This is a genomic window from Streptomyces sp. NBC_00872 (assembly GCF_045161915.1).
Classification (GTDB): Bacteria; Actinomycetota; Actinomycetes; order Streptomycetales; family Streptomycetaceae; genus Streptomyces.
This window is the reverse complement of sequence record NZ_CP108806.1, coordinates 8,099,089-8,119,426: the sequence shown is the minus strand read 5'-3', so window position 1 is coordinate 8,119,426 and position 20,338 is coordinate 8,099,089. Positions and strand designations below refer to the sequence as shown.

Here is a 20,338-nt window from a genome sequence, read left to right as displayed (position 1 = left end):
GTTCGTCAGGAGGCTTCTCCGTCGAGTCTGCTGAGGAGTCCGTCGAAGATCCGCTCGCGGGCGACTTGTCCCTTCGCTGTCGCGTCGTCTCGCTGGCGTTCGAGGGTGGGCCGGAACTCGATCGTGGTGACGAAGAATGTGCAGGACTCGCAGATCGACTCGAAGTGGCAGTCCATCTCAACGGGGCGAGCGCAGTAGCCGTTACCGAGCATCCGGCGGTGCATCTCCCGGCGGAGCTTGGCCATCTCCGTGCCCTCGGCGTCGGCCGGTAGCTGGCGCGGGGCGTCGTAGAGTGCCTCGACCTTCTCCGAGACGGCGAAGTACTCGTCGGCGACGGTGCGGTCGGCGATCCGCGCGTAAACACGTGTCATGGACAGCGACCGGTGTCCAAGGAGTGCGGCGATGGCTTCCAGGGACATGCCCCGGTTGATCGCCTGGGTGGCCAGAGTATGTCTGAGCTGGTGCGGAGTGACCCGGCCGAGTCCGGCCTGCTGGGCGGCCTTGCGGACCGCGGCCTCGATGCGGGAGGCGTTGACGGGGCGGCCGTGGTCGGTGAACAGCAGGTTCGAGCGCAGGCCCTCGGGCCGGTGCAGCAGCCAGTCGTCCGGCAGCGTCTTGAGCTGCGGATGCAGGGGGACGTAGCGGTCGGTGTGCATCTTGCCGACCGGGACGCGGAGCCAGTAGGCGGAGCCGATCTGCACGACCGCGTCGATGGTGAGGCCGAGCATCTCGCTGCGGCGCATCCCGGTGCGGGCGAGGATCTCGATGGCCAGCCGAATGAACGGATCGGGGTCCTTGCGGGCGGCTGCCAGCAGTTTGGCGGCCGCGGCGTCGTCCAGGAAACGGGGCAGTGGTTCGTCCGCGATCGGGAAGTCGCTGTCGAAGATCAGCTGGCGGGGCGGCCGGTCGGTGGCGTCCCACTCATCCAGGCGACGGAAGAAGCCGCGGAGTTTGCTGAGGCGGTCTCGGACGGTGTGCCGGTGCAGCGGTCCTCCGCGGGCGGCCGGCCGCTCCAGCAGCCACTGGCGGTAGCGTTCGATGTGCCTTTGCTTGAGCTCGGCGACGCAGGTGACGTCCGTGTCTTCGTCTGCGACCAGGAGGGCGAACTCCCGCAGTGTCAGCTCGGTGTTCTTCACGGTTCCCGGCCGCATTGTTCCGGCGATCTGCCGTAGGTAGTGCTGCATCGTGTCCGCCATTCCGGCGGGGACACGGGACCACTCCCGGGCCCGCATGTCGGCCCGGTCCGGCGAGCGACGACGCGGGAGCTGGTCGGTCAACTCGCAGTGGAAGAGCGTCGCTTCAAGGTTGAACAGGGCTGTCGACAGGGCCTTGACCCCGCGGTTGGGGATGCGGCGGGCGGCCTCCAGCAGCAGGCGGCGTCCCTCGTCCCAGTCGCTTTGCTGCAGTTCGTGTGGCTGCTTGCCGAACAGGGCCACGAAGTGGCCCAGCAGGTTGAACTGGGTCATGGCCAGCGCGTCGCGAAAACCGAGGGACCGGGCCGTCTCCATGAATCTCAGGTGCAGTTCCGGCTCCGTGCGAGCGAGCACGATGCCCAATCGTGGGCGTCGGGCGACCAGGTAGTCCGCCTCGGGTTGCAGACGTCCGGTGACCGAGAGCCAGCTGATGAATCGGTGGGTCTCGTGGTTGAAGGCGAGCTGGCGTTCCAGCGGCAGGCGGCAGAAGTCGCTGAGGTCGGGCACTGCGGCGAGCAGAGCGCGGGCTCCCCAGCGAACCTTGTGGTCGGTGTTCATGCCCTGCGCGGCCCGGTGGGCGAGATAGAAATCGACCAGGTCCGGGTGCACGATCGGCAGGGCGGCGGCGGGGGCCCGGCGCATCAGGACTCCGTCCGATCGGCGTCGATGGCGGCACTCGCCTGCAGGTACTGCTCGACGAGCCAGCTGTTCGCCAGGTGGAGGTAGATCCGGGTCGATTCGATGGAGCGGTGTCCGGCCTGGGCCTGTACCGCTTCCAGGGCCATGCCCGCCTCCCGCAGCCGGGTCAGGCAGGTGTGGCGGAGCTGATGACAGGTCAGCCTCGGTAGTCCGGTTCGCTTCCGGACACCATCGAGGATCTCGTCCAGACCATCGGCGGAGAGCGGTCGGCCGCGGGTGGGCCCGCGCAGCACCACGAACACTCGATCGTGGTCGACGGGTGGACGCTCGCGGTCCAGGTAGTCGCCGACCGCGCTGAAGAACTGCGCGGAGACGGGTATCAAGCGCTGATGACCACCCTTGCCCTCGCTGATGAAGACCCGACGTTCGCCTGGTGAGAGGTCGCCCAGCCGCAGGCCGAGGACCTCGCAGCGGCGAAGCCCGCCAAGCAGCATCGCGAGGACCATGGCCCTATCCCGTGCGGTGTTCACGGCGCCGAGCACCGTTTCGACCTCAGCCGGGCCGAGAACGCGTGGGAGGGTTCGGGGCGTGCGCAGGAGCGGTGCCCCACGGTTGCCGCTGCGGCGGCGGTTGGCCAGCCCCGTCGGCGCCGGGTTGCGATCAACGGCCAGGTCGTCGCGGGTCATGAGGTAGCCGAACAGCCCGGAGATGCTGGCGAGTCGGCGCTTGATGGTCCGAGCCGAGAGTCCTGCTTCACCATCTTCGAGCCAGACGACCTTCGGTCCCCGCCGCGGCTTCTTCTGCGCGGTGATGAACGCGAAGATGTCCGCGGTGACGACGTCTGCCGGCTCCTTGGGCACCACCGAGAAGAAGACCTTCAGGTCGTAGGCGGTGGCCAGCAGAGTATTCGGGCGGCAGCGTGCCGCCACGAACTCCAGGTAGTCGTCGACCAGGGCGTGCCCGAGCGATGCCGTGGGGTTGCCCGCGGCAGCGACGCTTCGTACCAACTGCGGCTGCCAGACCATCCGAGCTCCTCGACCGGAGCAACCATCCTGACGGGCAGCGCGAGATCGCGGAAGAGTTGTCACCCGCATAACCGCCCAGCACGTTGAGAGCGTGGACGTGGCCCTCGAAGAACGCCTCCTGCCCTGCCGAGGCGAAGATCCGGTGGACGGCCTTGCCCGAGTAGGACAGCCGGAACGCGAACAGGTAGCAGGTCACCAGCTCGCCGGCCAGCCGCACCGTCACGTCGCCGAAGTCGACCTCAGCCTCCGCTCCGGGCTTGTGCGTCTGCGGAACGAAGGCTTCCACCACGCCTCGTCCGGCCTGGACCCGGATCTCCTCACGCCGGTCAGCGACGTATCCACGGACCATCTGGTACGAGATCTCGTCCGCACCGTGCTCGTCGAGAAGCCGCTCGAAGATCCGCTTCACTGTGTGCCGCTGCTTGCGCAGCGCATCCAGGTCGGCCCGCAGCATCTCGTCGATCAACGGCTTGTAGGGCTGAGCTACAGGCGCTCTCGCTACTGGCTAACAAGGCCAGTACGCGTGAGCCGCGCACCACGTCAGCGTTCCGCTGACGCGTCCGGTCGGCGCGCTGCGGCATCCCTGCCGCCACCGGAGGATTTCTCGGCCCATTCCAGACGCAGGGCCCGGATTTCCGCTGACTGCCGGGTACACAGCCCCAGCGCCTGCGCGACCGCGCTCCAGGAGGCAACCCGCGAGCGGGCCGCCCGGATCAGATCGAGCTCCAGGGAGTCCAGCTGCGCGCGAGCCTCATCCGCCAGTCAGCGCGACCAGCACATCCCGCACCGGCACCTCCGGCGGCTCCTTGCCCCACCGGGTGAAGGAGCCGCCGGAGGCCTGGGCGCGCACCGCCCTCCCCGTCATGGTCCGCTCGAACGCGGCCCGGGCGGCGGCCGTCATGGCCTTGCGTGCCGCGTCGGCCTGGTCCGCGTACTGAATTCGGTATCGCCTCACGCCGCCCCCGGATGATGCGCGTCGCCGTCCGGGGACCGGCGGTCCGGTCCTTCCATGGCGTGACAGGACGCTGTCCGGGCCGGACAACGCCAGCTGCGGCCAGCCGAGATGCGATGGGTCACCGGCGAACCGTACAACACCGCTCCTCACCGGTCGGGATGGACGAGGACCGGTGCCAGACCGTCGTCGCCGACATCGTGATCCGCTGCTACGTCGGCGGCGATGTCCTGGTGGTCACCATCGTCCGAACCGTCCGCCCCTGAGCGCGGCGGGCGGTTGCGGGGCGGGCCGGTAGTCGACAGCCTGCTGCGGGCACGTACTCGCGTTCCGTGTCAGTGCCGCGCGCTCCGCCTGGTCGACGGCGAGCCGCCAGCGGAGTTTCGTGCTGATCCAGTCGCCGATGTACGCGCAGTGCGCGTCGGCCAGCGGCGGCAGCCACGTCGCCGGCTCCTAGTCTGATTTCGACCGGTTGGTTTTCGCGGTGACGGCCACCAGCGAGCGGTCCGCATCCAGGCCGTTGGCGTAGTCCACACGCTGCCGGATCGGCCACCGCCCCTCGACGGTTGACGTCTGACCTGAGGGTGTGGGTGAGGGCTGACGATCAGCGTGGCGATACTGTGATGCGTCAGAGCTGCTTCGTCGGTGTGCCAACTTCCGCCTGGCCTCCGGGCTGGCTACGCCGAACACGCCAACCCCAGACCGTGTGCACTACGAGAGCCACGGCGACAATGGCTGCAACGACGCGAATTGCGTTCCATGTTATATCGACAGTCGGTCCTTGCTGTTCCGCTACACTCAGCCGTTGAGAGGTTTCAAAGAAAGCGATCAACGGAACGAGTAGGCGGAACAGAAGGCCCCCGATACCGGGCGTTCGCGCAAGATTGCCCATGAAACCCACGGGTACACCGCAGATAAAAGCGGCAATTCCCCAGGCCAGGATTCTGGAAGCAAGTTCTTTCCCGGAGCCACCAGAGATATCCCCTGGAATTGGAGCAGTAGGGCTCAGAAACTTGAAGAAGTAGTACACGACCACGCCGATGGCTAACGCCGAAGAAGCCAGGAGCGCTGAATCGATTCTAGACCGGCGAAAATAGCCTACCAAGAAGGCGAAACACGCCCACGACCATCCCCCGGAAAAGACCAGGCTTGCAGCGTGACAGATCGGGTTGTCAAATTTCCCCGCCAGTGGGCCGATTATACCAAGAGCCGCACCCGCCCCAAGAGCCATCGTGACGGGGACGACGCGAGCGCGCGGTAAATACATGATTTCTCTTGCCCTATTCTGTGGTTAATTCCTGAGGCGGAAATTCGGCTCTGTCAGGGTTTCTGTGCTGGCGCCAGCACAGAAACCCCGACGTGGCACGGGCTCCCCCGCCCCGGCCCTACCGCATGCCTACGCCACACAGGGCAGCGGGCTCAGCTGGCAGAGCGCCGGGACAGCACTAGTTTACGCTGTAGTAGGTTGAGCACGTGTATGCGAGACCTGCCGAGAGGTGCGCGTTGGAAGTACCGCCAGGCGCGGCCGTGCCGGTGAGGTGGGTGCCGGCGAGTGTCACACTCGACGAGTGGTACTTGGTGTTGTGGAAGTAGTTCGAGTAGCAGTACTTGAGGTTGTTGCGGAGTTCCCAGCCGTAGCTCCACGTCCCGCCACTGGCAGGGACAACGGTCTGCGTAGTAAAGGGGCCCGTCGAGTCGTCGATCGTGAACGTCGCCACACCCCATTCTTCGGGGTTGCCCAGCTCTGCGGGCGGCTGCGTGCCGTCCCCGCGGGTGTGGAACTCGACTGTGCTGGAGACGCCGAGCTGCGACCCGGCCGCCGCAGTCGGCGTGCCGAGCTCAGACCCGGCTGCCACAGCCGGCGCACCGAGGACACTAGCAGCCAGAGCTGCGCTCGCGACGGTGAGAACAAGTAACTTACCGGACATTTTCACGAAAACCCCTCCCGTGATTCCCCTTGTTGGGAACACGAAGCGATCTTCTGCAGGTCCAGATCTACTTGCAATGGGAATTTTGAATCAGTTGGCCAAAAGCCTTCCCTGGCCGAACTGTGCACCAAACGGATATTCCACATTTCACAATGTCCACTTTGAGGTATTATCGTTGACATTTGTTAGGCATTGATGCCCCTCACTCCCTTCCGCCTCCAGCTAGGATCGAATGGCTGGTACTTACACTCGGCTTGCCGATCTCGGCTTTGAGTAAGGCGGCGTCCTATGTGGTGAGTCGGGTGATTCGTTTGCAGCAGCAGAGGGTGGCGGCGAGGCCGAGGAATGCCAGGTAGTTGCGGGGGTGGTGTTCGTAGCGGTGGTTGAGTCTGCGGTAGCCGGTCAGCCAGGACATGGCCCGCTCGATGACCCATCTTCGGCGTCCTAGTCGTTCGCCGGATTCGATGCCTTTGCATGCGATATGGACGCCGATGCGTTTACCGCTAAGCCATTTCCGCAGGTCAGGTATGTCGTAAGCTTTGTCCGCGCGGAGCTCGCCAGGCTTGTAGTGCCAGCCGTTCTCGGGGTCGTGTCTCGATTGGAGGCCGCCCACCATAGGCTTCAGTTCGTGGCTGTCGTGGGTGTTGGCGGCGGAGACGCCGACGACCAGGGGCAGCCCGGCCGCGTCCGACAGACATGCATCTTGGAACCGGGCTTACCCCGGTCCACGGGGCTCGGACCTGTGAGTTCACCCCCTTTTTGCTCGGACATGGGCGGAGTCGAGGACCACTCGGGAAAGGTCGAGCAGACCGCACTCGCCGATTCTGTCGATGACAGCTTCGTGCAGCCGTCCCCAGACGCCGGCCCTGGACATCCGGGACCACCAGCTCGCCGTCGAACACCGCCGTGCGGCCACGGAGCAGCCTGCCAAGTTCCGCGAGTTCGGGATAGCGACCGGTCACGTCGTCGCCCGCCCGGCTGCTCAGCCGTAGGGACCCGTCGCGGTCCACAGCGGCGACGCAGCGCGCACCGTCCCATTTGGTCTCGAATGCCCACTCCGCTTCCTCTCTTACACCTGGTAGTGACCGGGTGTCGCCAGCATCGGCCTGACGAGAGGAGGCGGTTCGAACGGCTCCATACCTTCGATGGTCTCGCTGTTCCGGGGCTTTTGCAGATAAGTGCAACCGCTGTCCTGCGCCCGTGTCTGGTGAAGGGGGCAGAAAACCGAGCAAGTACCGCGAAGAGCTTGCTGGCGCCTTGTGACAGCTGGTGCTGCCCGGGCCGCACGGGCCCCGGCCGGGTGGCCCGGCTCCGTCTGCCGTAGAGGGGGGTGTCATTCTTTGATGGACTCTTCTTCCAGCTCTCTCTCGTCTGAAGTGGCCCACCAGAGGCCGAGGCGGAATCGGTCGCCGGCTTCGATGCCGAGTGCGTCATAGACCGGACTCAGGGCGTTGGTGACCGTGCGTGTGCTCACTCCGAGGCTCTTGGCGATGACGTCGTGGGTCTTTCCGACGCTCATGGCGTTGAGGATGGTCCGGGCGCGGGGGGTCGTGATGGTCCCTGTCGTCCGTGGGGTGTTTCGGCCCGCCCAGGGGTCGGCCACGTGCCACAGCAGCTTGAATGTGTCCTGGATGAATCCCAGCATCCCTGGGTGGGTCACCTTCCAGCCTGTCCGGCTGTAGGCGGGCACGGCCTCGCGGTCGGAGATGAGAGCGAAGGCATCATCGATGATGATCATCCGCGGGAACGGAGCCGCTGCGGTCCTGACCTCCGCGCCGTGCGCGGTGACTGCTGCGACCCACTGGTTCTCGGGTGCGCGGGAGAGCGCGCTGTCGGGATAGACGGTCCGTAGTCTGACGCCTCGTTTCAGACGCTCGATGTCACTGACCTCGGAGATGGTCAGCACTTCCCGCGGACGGTCCTTGGGGTGTGCGGTATAGACGTGGGATCTGACGGTGGCCACGGCGGCGGCGACGGCCGCGTTGGCGTCGCGGGGACTCTTCATGAATTCGATGCCGCCGCTGTCTTCACCCCCTGTTGCCGTGGGCGGCAGCATCGCGAAGAAGCGCGGCAGCCCTCTGAGCCGCTCGACCGCTTGTTTCAGCAAATCCCCCGAGTGCTCGATGGTGGCTCGTTCCCGGTCCACGAGACGCTGCCAGACGTACTGCCGGCCAGCGGGCAGGTAGAGGTCGGTCTCGAAAATGTGCGGCAGCACGAGGCCAAGGGAGAGCAGTTCCTCCAGCGCCGGCGTTCCGGGTTCCACATGTCCGTCGCCTCGGGCGATGCGCTCGTACAGGATGAGGGCGTCGTTGGAGAATGCCAGTGGGTCCGGCGTTCCGTCACTTTCTACCGCATCTGTCATTGTTCGGGCCTTGCGTCTTGTAGAAAGTGCGCGCACACGCAACGATTTTTTCTTGCTATCGACGGACTGGAACGTGGAACCTACACGCAGCGACCACGGCGCTCATTCAGTTTCATCCTCCTCGTGGTCGTTCGCATGCTGATCATGGTCCTGCCTTGAGGCGGGAACCCAGTCGGGACGGTGGAGTCCGGCCGGTGAATCCGCTGGTGGCAAGCGTTGCCTCCAGCACTGGACGAGAGGTGGGAATTCAATGATGAACCGTCAGGAAATACGGGTCCTCAGGCGCAGCTCGACGTGCTGCACGCCGTCGGTGATCCCCAGGGCCTTGACCGCAGCAGCGGCTGCCGGGGCGACCTGGGCCAGGAGCGGGTCGGTGGCGTCGACGGTGTGTCCGGTCTCGTCGAAGTACGGCGCGGGGCCCAGGTGCTTGCGGGTCACGGCGACCGCGGTGGTCGCGCCGCGGTGGGTGACGCATTCGACGGAGACTTCCGGCCCGTCGAGGTACTCCTCGACCAGAACGCCGGTGTCCTCGCGGCTGCGGCTCGCGCCGGCCGAGGCGAACGCGAACGCGGCGGGAAGCTCTTCGGGCCGGTCGACGCGGATCACGCCGATGCTGCCGGCGAACGCGGCGGGCTTGATGACGGCGGGGTAGCCCAGTGTCATCGTCGCAAGGCCGGCCTCCAGTAGGGTCCGCGCCTTCATCGAAGCAGCCGACGGCACCCCGTGGCGGGCGAACAGGGTGCGTGCGACGGACTTGTTGCGGCAGGCCCGCATGACCTCGACGGGCGTCGAGGGCAGACCGAGCGCGCGGGCGAGGCGGGCGGTGGGGACGAGGTGCCGCTCCTCCCAGGTGACCACGCCTGCGAGGTCATGGCGCTCGGCCAGGGCCCGGCCGGCGGCGAGCAGGGCTGCGGGGTCGGTCAGGTCGACGACGGTGTGGTCGACGATGAACGGCTTCTCCCACGACGGCTCGGAGCCGGTGAGAAGGACGACGTCGTACGCGGCGGCCACCTGCTCAAGGCAGTAGCCGCGATAGGTCTCGTCGCCGGGAGAAACGACGAGCACGAGGGGTCGAGCGGACAAGAAGGGGTTCTCCGTATCGGTGGACGGCAGGACGAGAGATGAAAGAAGGGGGTGTCTCAGGCGGCACGGCGGCGGCGCAGCTCGAACGCCCCGGCCCAGTGGGGGTGGTCGTCGATCAGGCGGCGGGCGTAGAGGGCGGTGAAGTTGTTGTTCAGCCCGGCGACGCCGTACGGGAGTTGGCGCCGCAGGTCTTCGAAGAGGTCCTTCAAGTTGACCCGTGTGGCGCCGGCTGCCAGACGGCGGGCGGCCATGCGTTCCAGAGCGCGGTAGACCTGCGGGTTGTGCGCATCGAAGGCGTGGAACTGTTCGGTGATGGTGCGACCGCTCGCGAGGTTCGTCCCGAGGACAGCGGTGGGCATGAGGTTCTCCACAGGCTGGGGAAAGCGCGGCAGAGTCAGCGCAGGGCGGGATCGGTGCGCAGGCGGGCGAAGGCGCAGAACAGGCCGAGGGCCTGCAGGGCGGCGCAGGCGGTGATGACGTGGCCCAGCGCGTCGGGCGGGGTGAGCGCGGTGAGCACGCCGGCGACGGGGAAGGGCAGCAGGAGGATGAGGATGGTCGCCGACAGGGTGCCGCCGAACCGGTTCGGGGGGATCAGGCGGGAGCGCAGGGTGCGCAGGACGACCGCCATGCCGCCGTCGGCCGCCATGAGGACCGCGACCAGGACCAGGTAGGACAGGTAGTCGGGGGCCTGGGCGGCGGCGAGACAGGCGAGCGAGGCGAGGGCGGCGCAGGCGGCGCCGACCGGCCACAGGCCCAGACGGTCGAGCGCGAACCGGCAGAGCGTGACGCTGAGGAGCGTCGCTCCGGCAGCTGCGGACCAGACCAGGCCGACGGCAGTGGTGGACTGCCCGAAGTGCTGGACGACGATCACGGGGCCAGCCGCTTGGAGAAGCCCGGTGGCCAGGTTGGACAGGGTCAGCCCGGTCACGAGCCAGCCGAGCGCGGGAAGAGAGCGGATGGTGCGCCACCCGGTGAGGAGCCCGGCGCCGGATTGCCCCTTCGGCGCGCGGGCCGGGGCGACGGGCGAGGGGGGTGTGCGCAGGGCGAGCAGTGCGGCGAGAAGCGAGAGCACGGTGATTACCGCGAGCATCGGCGGCGGCCCGGCGAGCAGGAGTAGCCCTGCAAGCGCCGGGCCGGCCAGGGTCGCGGTCTGGTCGATGCCGAGCAGGATGGCCTGGACGCGGTGGGCCCGCGTTCCCGCTCGGCGGCCGGCGGCGGCGCCCGCGGTCTCGGCGGCGATGTAACTGAACTCGGTGAGCACGCCGGTCGTCGCCGCGAGCACCATCACGGTGGCGATCGCCACGGTGCCGGACGGACGGAGATGGAGAAGGACCGCGCCGGCGGCGAGAGCCAGCGCGCGTCCCAGAGAGGCGAGGTGGAAGACGACGGCTGCCCCGCGCCGGTCGACGATCGATCCGGCCCACCCGAACGCCGCCAGCCGCGGGATCCACTCCAGCGCGAACGCGAGCCCCGTCAGCGACGCAGAGCCGGTGGTGGCCAGGACCAGCAGCGGGATGCCGTAGGTGGACATCGCAAACGCGAGAGCGTCCGCCGTGCGCGGCCGGTAGATGCTGCGCATCAGCCCGTCGGTGTGGCGTGCATCCCGAGGTTTCACCGCTGCGCTCACACGACCGGCTCGGGCTCGGACTCCCAGGTGACCTGCGGGTTGCCGGTCAGCCACTGGATCAGGCGAGCGCGCAGGCGGGCAAGGTCCGCCTCGGCCTCGGCGCTGGGCAGGGTCGCGGCGGACGTCCGCGAGGGGCCGTCGGCGGGCTCGGTCGCGAGCGAGGGTGCCAGGAGGTCGAGGACGTGACGGATACGACTGCTGAACTCGCAGACCGGGGCCGGGTAGGCGTGGCGTCGAGCCCAACGCGCAGCCGCGTCGTACAGGTCGGCCAACTCCGAGCCGGACTTGGTGAGTTCCAGACCGGCGCCGGGCACGACCCAGACGAGACCGTGGGCGCGGGCCCCTTCTGTAGCGCGACGCAGTTGGTGCGAGGAGAGATCGGGAAGGGTACCGGCCAGCCGTCGCGGCGGTATCGCCCCGTTGTCGTCGATCTCGGTGACCAGGCGGATCAAGGAACGCGACGCCAGCAGCTCGACGGCGTTGCGTACTTCGTCAGGGGTGAAGAGGATGGTCATCGGCGCGGACCTCCCGCCTGGACGGCTGCCTTCGGGCGGGCGGTCGTGGCATGGGAGAAGAGATCGCGGTTGTGCCACGCCGTAGAGGACTCACTCGTCCGGGCCTGCGGGAGTGCAGCGGGAGCCGGCCGGGGCTGGCTGCTGACCCACGGGCTCGGCACGCGCTTCGCCTGCGGGTGCCCCCAGACCGGATGTTGGGCCGCCTGGTTGAGGGGCTGACCGGCGGACCACGCGGACAGGGCGCCGAGAACGGGGCCCAGGCCGTCGCCCGCTGCGGACAGCCGGTAGGGCCGGCCGATGCCCTCGGTGTCGACCAGGCCGTCGGCGACGAGCTGCCGCAGCGGCGGGTAGACATAGGTCCAATCGCTGGCGGGCATCACGATCCGGGCCAGGGCCCGCCCGCTGACCTCCTCGCGCGACTTGAGCACCCACAGAATGGGCGGCGACGTGACGCCGGGCTAGCAGGGTGAGGCTGTCCTCGATCTGCTCGATCGCGGGCAGCGGGCGGTCCGCCTGCTCCAGATGCTCCTCGGCCCAGGTAACGATCACCGGCAGGACCGGCAGCAGAGCGGTGCCCCGCTCGGTGTGGCCGTAGGTCACATGCCGTGCGGTGTGTTCGGTGCGCTCGGCAAGCCCGGCGTCGCACAGCGACTTGAGCTTCGGGTGGAGCTGGCCGTTGTGCAGCCAGGGCACCTTGGCTGCCAGCTCGGAGTAGCGCAGGGGCGGGCCGGAGAGGGCCAGCAGGATCCGGACGTTCCAGCGCGGTGTGATCATGGCGAGGGACTCGCTGACGCGGGCGATGTCGGCGTCGGTGTCGGGAGACAGAGCGGTGAGGGCCAAGGGGGGAACTCCTGGGTGGATGAAGGGGGATCGCCCGCGGGTCAGCGGCTGTGCGCCGTGCTCTGGGCCGGAAGGGGCGGAGCCGGTAGAGGCGGCGATGGCGTCGGCGGGGATGGCGCTGGGGCCGGGACGCGGGCGAGGCTCTGCAGAACAGCGGCGGCCGACTTGGCCTGGACGTCGCGGACTGCGACTGCCTCGGCGAGCCGGCGTGAACCGTCAAGAAGGTGGGAGACCTCGTGCCGGTCGATCTGCCGCTCGGGGTGGAGGAGCCGGGCGAGATGGTCGCGGTGGACGTCGATGCTGCGCTCGGCGAGGGCGAGGTCGTCGTGCATGCCGAGCAGGGCGGAGAGCATGCCGGACGGCTGGTCCTGGGCGTGGGCTTCGAGGTCGGCGAGCGGCGCGCCGTACAGGTCCTCGATCCGTCCGGCTATCTCGGTGGACGTCAGGTGGGGCAAATAGGGGCTCTCAGGGTCGGCGGGCCCGGGCCGCGCCGGCACGCTGGGGTGCCGGCGCGGCGGACGGGGGCAGGGTGGCTGTGGCCCTGAATTGCGCCGTGCGGACGGGCCGGGCCTGCTGGTCGGGCGGGGGCATGGTACGCAGCAGCTCGCCGAGGGCTGCGCGGTAGCCGTCGCGGGCGTCGAGCGCCGCCTCCAGCCACTGCGCGTCGAAGCGGAGTTTGTCCGCCGACAGTTCGCCCATGTCGCGGTCCGGATCCGTGTCCGCGTGCACGCGGTCGCGGACGCGGGCGACCTGTTCCTCGGTCAGGGCCAGGAAGGAGCGCAGTTCCAGGGCCCGGGCGAGGGCGGGAGAGGCATCGGGTCCGGCAACCGCTTCGTACAGCTCCGGGACTGGGGTCCCGAAGATCTTCTGCAGGTCACCGTCCATGGTGCTGGCCTTGGCCCGGCTCATCGGGCGGGCCTTCCCGCCCGCCACGCCGACGCCGGCGCGGGTGTACCCGCGGGTTGGGGTGGAGCGCTGGTCTGCACCGCCGGACCGGATCGGGGGCGAAGGCGGGCGAGCCGTTCAGCGGCGAGGTCCTTCTTGCCCGGAGTGTCCGGGTCGAGGAGCCACCGCACGACCATGGCCCTGTCGTCGCGTGCGGTGACGGCCGCGTTCACGCGGTGCGCAAGGCGCATCGTCGGGTCGTCGACCTCGCTGGGCTGTGTTTCCAGCGCGGCGAGGAGGTCGTCCTCCGCGTGGTCGAGCACGGACTGGGCCTCGACGAGAAGGCCGTGCCACCTGACGACATCGGTGGCGCCAGGATTCGCGGCCGGCGCGGCGGCGACCGCTGCCTTCAACTGGTCCATATCCATGGCGAAGCGGGCTTCGATCCGTTCGGTGAGCACGCCCACGACGTCCTCAGCGTCATTGGATATGCCGTCGGACAAAGGAATACCCCTGTTCTGGAAAAACCGATGCCTGGGGGAATGTGAGTGGCGGCCGTACCCGGCGGCTCAGCCGAGTACGGCTATCTGCTGAACGCCTGTCAGTCCAGGCACATGCGGATTTCGCGGTAGACGTACGTGCCGGAGACCCAGCCCTTGACGCCGGTGCTCTTGTCGGTGGTGTAGAGCCAGTTGCCGCTCTTCTTGGCCACGCTGAACTTGTGGCTCTTGTAGAGCACGCCGAGCGCGGTGGACTTCGTGGTGGCCTTGGACCGGATGGTCACGGCCTTGGCGTGTACCTCGTACGGCAGCGGCGGCAGGGATGAGCAGCTGCGCGCGAGGGCTGCGGACACGACAGCGGGCGCCGCGCTGGCGGTGGTGGCGGGCAGCACCGGCAGAGCGAGCGCGCCGAGCATCGCCGCGGAAATGGCGATTCGGGTGGAGCGCATGCGGAAGAAACCTCCGTGAACGCACAGGGATTGCGTGGAATGGCGCCGCGGGAGTTGTCCGGCGGCTGTATAAGAGTCCGGAGAATCGCCGGTTTGGCTAACCGGCGATCGTCGGCTATGTTTCGCCGCCCGCGTCGGCCACGGCGCTCAGCGCGAACGGCCGGGCGGGCGCGGAGCAGGGGCCCTCGCCACACCGGCCGGACAGGCGGCTGCGGCCGCGGCCGCGGCTGCCGGGCGTACCGGCGGGAGAGGACCGGCGTCGCCGGTGAGCCGGTCGTCGCACCACTGCAGGGCGGCGCCCACCGTGTCGAAGCCGCCCTCGCGCAGGGTGTGCGTCCACGCGTCGGTGTCGACCTCCTCGACCACGACGCGGAACTGGCTGAGGGTTCGCTCGTCCAGGGCGCGCAGTGCCACGACGGTGACCATGTCGTCCGGGTCGTCGTAGGTGTAGGAGTAGCCCATGGCGTAGTGGTCGCCGTCGCCCGCGAGGCGTCGCTCCAGCGCACGCGTCGTCTCGTCGGCCGGCGTTGGCCTCAGCTCGGGGTTGAGGCCGATGGCGTCGGGCGGGCAGCCGCGGTGGATGAGCCAGGACTGCGCCATCGCGGGCAGCGGCAGCTGGGCCTGCTCGAAGTCGAACGTCTCCTTCTCCCGGTCCCGTTTCAGGTGGACGGCGACGTATTGCGGCATGCCTGGGTGCCCGTAGGTGGCGGTGCGGTCGAAGACGATGTAGTAGCTGTGCGCGCTGTTGGGGGTGTGGTGTTCGGCGAGGGGGACGAGCATGTCCTCGTTGACGGCGACCTGGCGGTAGAAGTCGAGGTACTTCTCCTCGTCAGCGTCGAAGTCGTCCAGCTCGAAGTCGACTTGGGGGATGGACTTCCGTGCCGGTGCCGGTTCGGTGGGAGACAGCAAGGGTCTTTCGATGGAGTTCAGCGCCGCTGTGCCGGGGTGGACGGCGATGTGCCGGGTCGATCGGGGACCTTCGGCGCCTGGGTCGTGGGTGTCCGTCGGGCGGCGAACAGCGCGGCGCGTCCGGCGTCGGTGAGTGCGACCGGCTGGCCGCTGTGCACGGGGTGGTCGGTATTGCGGACGAGCAGGCCGGCGTCCTCCAGCCGCTGCAGCTTGGCGTGAGGGATGCGGGTGCCGGAGGCAGCGGTGACGGACATCCGGCCGGTCAGCAGGTGTTCGTAGAGCTTGGCGCCGCCGGCGATGGCGAGCAGCGCCGCATGGTCGTCCGTCGAGAGCGGCTTCGCGTCGGTCGCGGAGGCCGCAGCGGCGGCATCGATGGGCTCCAGGGCGGCGAGCACCTTCCGGGCAGCGGCGTCCCGCGCATCGGTGGCCTCCTCAAGCTGATCCACGGTGTGGTCGAGGCGCGTGAACAAGGCGTCATCGACGTCGAACTCGCCGCTGGAAAGGCGATTGATGAGCCTGAGGTAGAAGATGACACCGGTCTGGGTCTTGGCCAACTCGCGATGCTGGTCGACCAGGTGGGCGTGCGGCTCGTCGAGGATGCCGCGGTCGCGTTAGTCCCACAGGGTGTCGATGTCGTGGCCGGTGACGGCTTCGAGGCGGTGGTCGAGAGGGGAGACCGCACGCCTGGCTGGTGTCGGTGCGGGTTCAGGGGCCATGGGCGACGCTCCGTGCGTTCAGCGGGTTGATGATGTGAGGGGTTCTGTGCGGGGCGGGGCAGGCCCGGTATCGCGGAGAGCGGCGGTCCTGGCCTCGGTGCCGGACTGCCGGTTGTGAGCTGCGGGGAGCGGGAGCGGGCCGCGTGGGTGCGGGCGCTCAGTGGTCGGCGGGTCATCCCCAGGCGGCGTCCGACCTCGTCGTAGACGTCGTTGCCGACCGCCGAGCTGTTCGTCACCGAACGGCGCCGCCGGGGCGTCCACCCGCTGCACCAGCCGCCTGCGCTGTCTCCGGCTCAGGACACCGCGCTGCGCGCCGTCGCGCAGGGCGAGGTGACGATCGCCGACGACAAGCCGTACGTCCGCGGCAACGACATCCGCGTCTCCATCAGCACCATCCGCTCTCTGGAATCCCGTGGCCTGGTTGCCCGCGAACCATGCCCGCTCTGGCTCCACGACGAGCGGGTCCACCTCACCACCGACGGATACCGCGGTCTGGCTGCAACCTTCGGCCGCCCACGGCCCCCCGTGCCCACCGCCGCCCGCCCGGCCGCGACCGCAGCACGGACCGCGACCCGTTGACCCGCATCCCCTGGAGCCACAACGCCTTCCGACACCCCGACAGCGCACGACCTCGCCCGCGCCCTCGCCGACCAGATCCATCCCGACGCCGCTCCCCGCGACGTGATCGTCAGCTTCAGCGTCCGCCGACAGGCAGCAGCCGAGTTCCACCACCGCTCCCGAGGCGGACCCGTCACGGTCTTCGCCCAAGCCCTGCACGCCCACCTCTTCGGCCTCCCCGCAGACGCCGCCCCGCTACCCACCGCCCTCGATGCGCTCCTGCAGGCCACCCACACGGCCACCACTCCAGAGCAGCAGACCGCGATCCTGCGGCAGCTCGCCGAGCAGCTGCGCAACGCCACCGAGATCATCCAGCGCTACCAGTACCGAGCCCAATGGGACCGGCTCCCCGACTCCGTCGCTGAACAACTCCGTAACGCCCACGACCAGGCCCAGCAGATAACCCAGGCCCTCGACCGCGTGGCTCCCGCCTTCAGCTGTCAGCCCTCCACGGACACCACGCCCAGGCCACAACCCACTCACGGCCGGAGCGCGACTGCCCCCGCGACCACCCCGACTTCACCGGCCGTACGCCACCGCTGATCTCCGGTGACAGGACCACCGCCGGCAAAGGCTCCACCCTGACCACCGACGACCCCCTCCATATCCTCCTTAGAAGTCATCTCATTTGGTGAGTCTGCGGTAGCAGATGAGGGTGCAGGCGATGCTGGTGAAGGCGAGGAAGTGGTCGGCTTTGCGTTCGTAGCGGCGGTGGAGTCGGCGGCAGCCGGCGAGCCAGGCCATGGTGCGTTCGACGGTCCAGCGGTGGCGGCCCAGTCGCTGCGAGGACTCGATTCCCTTGCGGGCGATGCGCTGCTGGATGCCGCGCTGGCGTAACCATCGTCGCAGGTGGGAGTAGTCGTAGCCTTTGTCGGCGTGGAGCTTTTCGGGTTTGCGGCGCCGCGGTCCGCGACGCGAGCGGATCGGTGGTATCCCCTGGACGAGGGGGATCAGGGCCTGGCTGTCGTGCAGGTTCGCCCCCGAGATAGCAACGGAGAGGGGCAGACCGGTCCGCTCGGTGATCAAGTGGATCTTCGACCCGTACTTGCCCCGGTCGACAGGATTCGGACCTGTCAGGTCCCCCTTTTCAGGGCCCGCATGTTCACCGAGTCGATCGCACACCGGGACCAGTCCAACTCGCCGCGGGCACCGAGCTCGTCGAGGACCAGGCGGTGGAGCCTGGCCCACACCCGTGCCTTCGTCCACTCGGCAAACCGCCGATGAGCCGTCGCCCCCGACGGCCCGAACGACGCCGTGGGCAACTGCTGCCACGTACAGCCCGACGTGGCCACGAACACGATCGCGGCCAGCACCTCACGATCACCGTGCCGACGCCGGCCGCCACCTTGGGGCCGCGAGGGCGCCTCCGGCACCACCCGCTGGAACAACTCCCACAACTCATCCGGCACCAGCCGCTCAACAATCCCCACCACGACCGACAGTCTACTGACCCCACCAAATGAGATGACGTCTTAGGCGTCCGAGTAGTTCTCGCGGAAAAACCAACGCTAAGCACTGACGGTCCAGGTCAGAGGGGGGTCGCGGGCTCCGTCTTCTGTGTGACGCGCGGGCCGGGGACTTCGCTGTTCTGGCGGGTGGCAAAGTCGGCGTGCGCCTGCTCGACGGCTTCGGGGTATGCCTGGGCCTTCTCGTGCTCGGTCAGTGCCCGGTAGATGCTGGCCAGGGGGGGTCTTCCCCTTGCGCTTGCCGGTGGGGAGGATCAGGTCGGGGCGGATCTGTTCGACGGACTCGCTGTTCGCCTTGCGGCGGAGCACGGTGTGGAGCATGTCGTCGGTGATGACCGGCGGCCGGCCGCCGTGCTTGCCCTAGCGGGCCGCGGTGTCGAGCCCCTCCAGCGTCGACTCCCGGATGTTCTCCCGCTCGGTCTCCGCCATCGCCGCGAAGAACGCGAACAGCAGCTTCCCCGGGTCGGTGGGGTCGTAGATGCCGGGCAGGGGCCCGGCGAGCATCTCCAGGACGAGGCCGTGCGCGGTGAGGTGGTCGGCGAGCGCGGTGAGTTCGGCGGCGTCGCGGCCGAGCCGCTTCATCTCGTACACCGTGAAGATCACCCGGCAGTGCGGGGCGTGCGCCTTGACCTCCCGCGCCGTCCGCAGCGCCTCCTCGAACCGGGGGCGGACTCGCACCCGGGTGCTGATCTTCTCGCTGAAGATCTTGTCGCGGAGGATGCCGTGCTTGCTGAGCGCGTCGAGCTGGGAATCGAGTTCCTGCCCGAGGGTCGAACAGCGCGCGTACCCAATGCGGATGTCCGCGCTCGACAGGTCTGGATCGATCGGCGCCGGCGACGGGGTGCCCGGCCGCCACGGCCGGCCAGGACCTCGGTCGGCCGGGGTCGGTACCCGCAGCGCTTTCTTCAGTCGGGGCACCAGGGTGAAGCGGCGGGTGTGGTAGGCGGAGGCGACCGCGCCGCCGCGCGAGCGGCAGGGCGAGCCGGGCTGTGCGTCACACTTCGGACAGGCGTGCTGTTCGACATCGTCGGCGTCCGACCGGTCGTTCGGCGAAGGCTGCTGAGGGGCCGTCATGGGCCCGGATTTTCACACAATGCAAGTCTCAGAAGGGGGTCCGACCGGCTCTTGAGTGAGAACGGGTTCTGAGAACCAAACCAAGATCAACGCGGGTTCGACGGCCGGTTTACGATCTTGCTCCGGCAAAGGACCGTTTATGGGAACTACGCGGCCTCCTCCCGATTGGCTGGAGAGCCCCCTGCTTCGCTGTCAGTGGTGCCCCGCGGGATCACTGGTGTGAGTGGAGGTGGCGGAGGAGGTGTGCGGCGGCGTGTTCGCCGGAGCGGAGGGCGCCGTAGGTGCTGGAGGGGCCGAAGTAGTCGCCGGCAAGCTGGATGCGAGGGTCTTGGGTGCGGCGGCGGGCGTTGAAGGCGCGCAGAGCGGCGTAGCCGCCGGGTGGGCGGACGACGAGGGCGAGGTCGCGGCGGGTGATGTGGCTGGTCAGAACGGTGCGGGAAAGGTCGGGGAAGACGGCTGCGGCGGCGGTGATGGCCTGTTGGGTGACGGTGGTGTCGTCGGCGTCCCACCAGCGGTCGGTGAAGTCCTGGCGGGGGTGGAGGGTGATCAGGCCGCGGCCGTCGTCGACGCGTCCGGGGATCTTGTTGTGGTGCAGCTCGATGCCGACCATGGCGGGGTGGTCCTGCTGGGAAAGGAAGAGCGCGAACGCCTTCTCCGGGGGCGCGTGTTGGAGGCCGAGGGAGATGATCAGGGCGCGGGAGTAGGGGACGGTGGCAAGGTAGCGGCGGTCCTGGGGGGCGAGGTCGGGCAGCAGGCCGGGGACCTGCGGGGCGGGAACGGCGATGACCGCGGCGTCGGCCTGCTCGGTGCGCTCGCCATGTTCGCGCTGCTGCCAGCTGACGGTGACCCCGGTTGGGCCCGGGCGCACCGCGGTGACCTGTGCGTTGAGTTCCACGGGAACGCGGCCGGCCAGGGTGCGGGTGAGCAGCCCGGCGCCCTGGGGGCTGTTGAAGTGGGGGACGAGGAGTTTGGCGGTGTAGAAGAGCATGTCCGCGGCGGCCAGTTGGTCCGGGGAGGCGAGGACGATGCCGCCGCCGAAGAGCGGCTCGCACAGGTGGTCGATGGCTTCCTGGGTGAGGCGGCGGCGGGCGTACTGGGTGGCGCTGAGGGTGTCGAGGTAGGTGTTCTGGTCCATGGTGTCCCAGTCGAGCCGCCTTCGGTGGGCGAGGAACGTCGGCAGGGCCCGCAGGAGGGCGGCCTTGGTGCGGGGGCTGAGCAGGCGGGTGCGCAGCAGGTCGGTGCGGGAGTCGGTGCGCAGGCGGTGGACGGTGCGGTCGCGCTCGAAGCCGCACAGAGTGTTGGAAGGGCCGTAGTCGTGGGCGAGGCCGAGTTCACTGATGAGGCGGAGCATGCCGGTGTAGTTGCGGCCCAGGATGCTGGCGCCGGTTTCGATGCGGAAGCCGTCGTGGTCGAGGGTCTGCATGCGTCCGCCGGGGGCGGTGCTGGCTTCCAGGACGCGGACGGTGTGTCCGGCTTGCTGCAGGCGCCAGGCGGCGGTGAGTCCGGCGATGCCGGCGCCGACGACGATCACCGTGGCAGTGGGCGGGGCGGTCATGG

General features: G+C 68.7%; 19 protein-coding genes and 6 pseudogenes. 3 read left to right on the top strand and 22 right to left on the bottom strand.

The features are described 5' to 3' along the window. Window positions 1–5 precede the first annotated feature (5 nt). The 5 genes and pseudogenes from OG214_RS34760 to OG214_RS34740 form a co-directional block, all read right to left on the bottom strand. On the bottom strand, window positions 6–1,835 hold the full coding sequence (locus OG214_RS34760) for a tyrosine-type recombinase/integrase (RefSeq protein ID WP_405986982.1): 1,830 nt from the start codon (window positions 1,833–1,835) through the stop codon (window positions 6–8). Then, a complete protein-coding gene (locus OG214_RS34755; RefSeq protein ID WP_405986981.1) occupies window positions 1,835–2,857 on the bottom strand; it encodes a tyrosine-type recombinase/integrase in 1,023 nt (340 codons plus the stop codon). The genes OG214_RS34760 and OG214_RS34755 overlap by 1 nt, the downstream gene beginning before the upstream one ends. 751 nt (window positions 2,858–3,608) lie before the next feature. Further along, window positions 3,609–3,812, bottom strand: a complete 204-nt coding sequence (locus tag OG214_RS34750) for a hypothetical protein (RefSeq protein WP_405986980.1) — start codon at window positions 3,810–3,812, stop codon at window positions 3,609–3,611. A gap of 1,442 nt (window positions 3,813–5,254) precedes the next feature. Further along, window positions 5,255–5,779 (bottom strand): lactococcin 972 family bacteriocin, encoded by a 525-nt coding sequence (locus OG214_RS34745; protein WP_405986979.1) that lies wholly within the window; start codon window positions 5,777–5,779, stop codon window positions 5,255–5,257. Window positions 5,780–6,023: 244 nt separating this feature from the next. Next, window positions 6,024–6,608: pseudogene (locus tag OG214_RS34740) on the bottom strand (IS5 family transposase); the annotation flags it as partial. Here OG214_RS34740 and OG214_RS34735 point away from each other — a divergent pair. Next, on the top strand, window positions 6,568–6,729 hold the full coding sequence (locus tag OG214_RS34735; RefSeq protein ID WP_405987721.1) for a hypothetical protein: 162 nt from the start codon (window positions 6,568–6,570) through the stop codon (window positions 6,727–6,729). The pseudogene OG214_RS34740 and the gene OG214_RS34735 overlap by 41 nt on opposite strands. On the opposite strand, the pseudogene OG214_RS34730 reads toward OG214_RS34735, so the two are convergent. The 14 genes and pseudogenes from OG214_RS34730 to OG214_RS34665 form a co-directional block, all read right to left on the bottom strand. Beyond that, window positions 6,658–7,074: pseudogene (locus OG214_RS34730) on the bottom strand (hypothetical protein); the annotation flags it as partial. The gene OG214_RS34735 and the pseudogene OG214_RS34730 sit on opposite strands and share 72 nt — an antisense overlap. Beyond that, the gene (locus tag OG214_RS34725; RefSeq protein ID WP_405986978.1) at window positions 7,071–8,099 is read right to left on the bottom strand and encodes a hypothetical protein; all 1,029 of its coding nucleotides are present in this window, start codon (window positions 8,097–8,099) and stop codon (window positions 7,071–7,073) included. The gene OG214_RS34725 and the pseudogene OG214_RS34730, both read right to left, overlap by 4 nt. A gap of 279 nt (window positions 8,100–8,378) precedes the next feature. Next, window positions 8,379–9,164, bottom strand: a pseudogene (locus OG214_RS34720) (acetyl-CoA carboxylase biotin carboxylase subunit family protein); the annotation flags it as partial. A 74-nt stretch (window positions 9,165–9,238) separates the two neighbouring features. After that, the gene (locus OG214_RS34715; protein WP_405986977.1) at window positions 9,239–9,541 is read right to left on the bottom strand and encodes a hypothetical protein; all 303 of its coding nucleotides are present in this window, start codon (window positions 9,539–9,541) and stop codon (window positions 9,239–9,241) included. A 35-nt stretch (window positions 9,542–9,576) separates the two neighbouring features. Further along, window positions 9,577–10,809 (bottom strand): MFS transporter, encoded by a 1,233-nt coding sequence (locus OG214_RS34710; protein ID WP_405986976.1) that lies wholly within the window; start codon window positions 10,807–10,809, stop codon window positions 9,577–9,579. Then, a complete protein-coding gene (locus OG214_RS34705) occupies window positions 10,806–11,324 on the bottom strand; it encodes a regulator (RefSeq protein WP_405986975.1) in 519 nt (172 codons plus the stop codon). The genes OG214_RS34710 and OG214_RS34705 overlap by 4 nt, the downstream gene beginning before the upstream one ends. Continuing rightward, a pseudogene (locus OG214_RS34700) lies at window positions 11,321–12,164 on the bottom strand (winged helix-turn-helix transcriptional regulator). The gene OG214_RS34705 and the pseudogene OG214_RS34700 overlap by 4 nt, the downstream one beginning before the upstream one ends. Before the next feature lie 41 nt (window positions 12,165–12,205). Beyond that, the gene (locus OG214_RS34695) at window positions 12,206–12,619 is read right to left on the bottom strand and encodes a hypothetical protein (RefSeq protein WP_405986974.1); all 414 of its coding nucleotides are present in this window, start codon (window positions 12,617–12,619) and stop codon (window positions 12,206–12,208) included. Between the two features lie 10 nt (window positions 12,620–12,629). Next, a complete protein-coding gene (locus OG214_RS34690) occupies window positions 12,630–13,073 on the bottom strand; it encodes a hypothetical protein (RefSeq protein ID WP_405986973.1) in 444 nt (147 codons plus the stop codon). After that, entirely contained in the window at window positions 13,070–13,552 is a 483-nt protein-coding gene (locus OG214_RS34685; RefSeq protein ID WP_405986972.1) for a hypothetical protein, read from the bottom strand. The genes OG214_RS34690 and OG214_RS34685 overlap by 4 nt, the downstream gene beginning before the upstream one ends. A gap of 98 nt (window positions 13,553–13,650) precedes the next feature. Continuing rightward, the gene (locus OG214_RS34680; protein WP_405986971.1) at window positions 13,651–13,998 is read right to left on the bottom strand and encodes an SH3 domain-containing protein; all 348 of its coding nucleotides are present in this window, start codon (window positions 13,996–13,998) and stop codon (window positions 13,651–13,653) included. Window positions 13,999–14,145: 147 nt separating this feature from the next. Continuing rightward, window positions 14,146–14,907, bottom strand: a complete 762-nt coding sequence (locus OG214_RS34675) for a hypothetical protein (protein ID WP_405986970.1) — start codon at window positions 14,905–14,907, stop codon at window positions 14,146–14,148. Between the two features lie 17 nt (window positions 14,908–14,924). Then, a pseudogene (locus OG214_RS34670) lies at window positions 14,925–15,623 on the bottom strand (hypothetical protein). Between the two features lie 29 nt (window positions 15,624–15,652). Beyond that, window positions 15,653–15,838: pseudogene (locus tag OG214_RS34665) on the bottom strand (hypothetical protein); the annotation flags it as partial. Between OG214_RS34665 and OG214_RS34660 the strand changes: the two are divergent. Together OG214_RS34660 and OG214_RS34655 are read left to right on the top strand one after the other, a co-directional pair. Then, the gene (locus tag OG214_RS34660; RefSeq protein WP_405986969.1) at window positions 15,834–16,202 is read left to right on the top strand and encodes a hypothetical protein; all 369 of its coding nucleotides are present in this window, start codon (window positions 15,834–15,836) and stop codon (window positions 16,200–16,202) included. The pseudogene OG214_RS34665 and the gene OG214_RS34660 overlap by 5 nt on opposite strands. A 102-nt stretch (window positions 16,203–16,304) precedes the next feature. Beyond that, on the top strand, window positions 16,305–16,784 hold the full coding sequence (locus tag OG214_RS34655; RefSeq protein WP_363083565.1) for a hypothetical protein: 480 nt from the start codon (window positions 16,305–16,307) through the stop codon (window positions 16,782–16,784). 81 nt (window positions 16,785–16,865) lie between these two features. Here OG214_RS34655 and OG214_RS34650 read toward each other — a convergent pair. The 3 genes from OG214_RS34650 to OG214_RS34640 form a co-directional block, all read right to left on the bottom strand. Beyond that, window positions 16,866–17,665, bottom strand: a protein-coding gene (locus OG214_RS34650; protein WP_405987694.1) for an IS5 family transposase whose coding sequence is annotated in 2 segments (ribosomal slippage) — window positions 16,866–17,317 and window positions 17,317–17,665 — 801 coding nt in all. Because the reading frame shifts where the segments join, the coding sequence is not laid out codon by codon here. Between the two features lie 402 nt (window positions 17,666–18,067). Next, complete coding sequence (locus OG214_RS34645; RefSeq protein WP_405986968.1) at window positions 18,068–18,781, bottom strand: recombinase family protein; 714 nt, start codon at window positions 18,779–18,781, stop codon at window positions 18,068–18,070. 211 nt (window positions 18,782–18,992) lie between these two features. Further along, window positions 18,993–20,336, bottom strand: a complete 1,344-nt coding sequence (locus OG214_RS34640) for an NAD(P)/FAD-dependent oxidoreductase (protein WP_363083567.1) — start codon at window positions 20,334–20,336, stop codon at window positions 18,993–18,995. Window positions 20,337–20,338: the final 2 nt, after the last annotated feature.

What these genes read in the sequence shown, in the direction of transcription:
- OG214_RS34760 (WP_405986982.1), bottom strand. Translation starts at nt 1,835, where the DNA reads ATGCGCCGGGCCCCCGCCGCCGCCCTGCCGATCGTGCACCCGGACCTG.
- OG214_RS34755 (WP_405986981.1), bottom strand. Translation starts at nt 2,857, where the DNA reads ATGGTCTGGCAGCCGCAGTTGGTACGAAGCGTCGCTGCCGCGGGCAAC.
- OG214_RS34735 (WP_405987721.1), top strand. Translation starts at nt 6,568, where the DNA reads ATGACAGCTTCGTGCAGCCGTCCCCAGACGCCGGCCCTGGACATCCGG.
- OG214_RS34725 (WP_405986978.1), bottom strand. Translation starts at nt 8,099, where the DNA reads ATGACAGATGCGGTAGAAAGTGACGGAACGCCGGACCCACTGGCATTC.
- OG214_RS34715 (WP_405986977.1), bottom strand. Translation starts at nt 9,541, where the DNA reads ATGCCCACCGCTGTCCTCGGGACGAACCTCGCGAGCGGTCGCACCATC.
- OG214_RS34705 (WP_405986975.1), bottom strand. Translation starts at nt 11,324, where the DNA reads ATGACCATCCTCTTCACCCCTGACGAAGTACGCAACGCCGTCGAGCTG.
- OG214_RS34690 (WP_405986973.1), bottom strand. Translation starts at nt 13,073, where the DNA reads ATGAGCCGGGCCAAGGCCAGCACCATGGACGGTGACCTGCAGAAGATC.
- OG214_RS34680 (WP_405986971.1), bottom strand. Translation starts at nt 13,998, where the DNA reads ATGCGCTCCACCCGAATCGCCATTTCCGCGGCGATGCTCGGCGCGCTC.
- OG214_RS34645 (WP_405986968.1), bottom strand. Translation starts at nt 18,781, where the DNA reads ATGACGGCCCCTCAGCAGCCTTCGCCGAACGACCGGTCGGACGCCGAC.
- OG214_RS34640 (WP_363083567.1), bottom strand. Translation starts at nt 20,336, where the DNA reads ATGACCGCCCCGCCCACTGCCACGGTGATCGTCGTCGGCGCCGGCATC.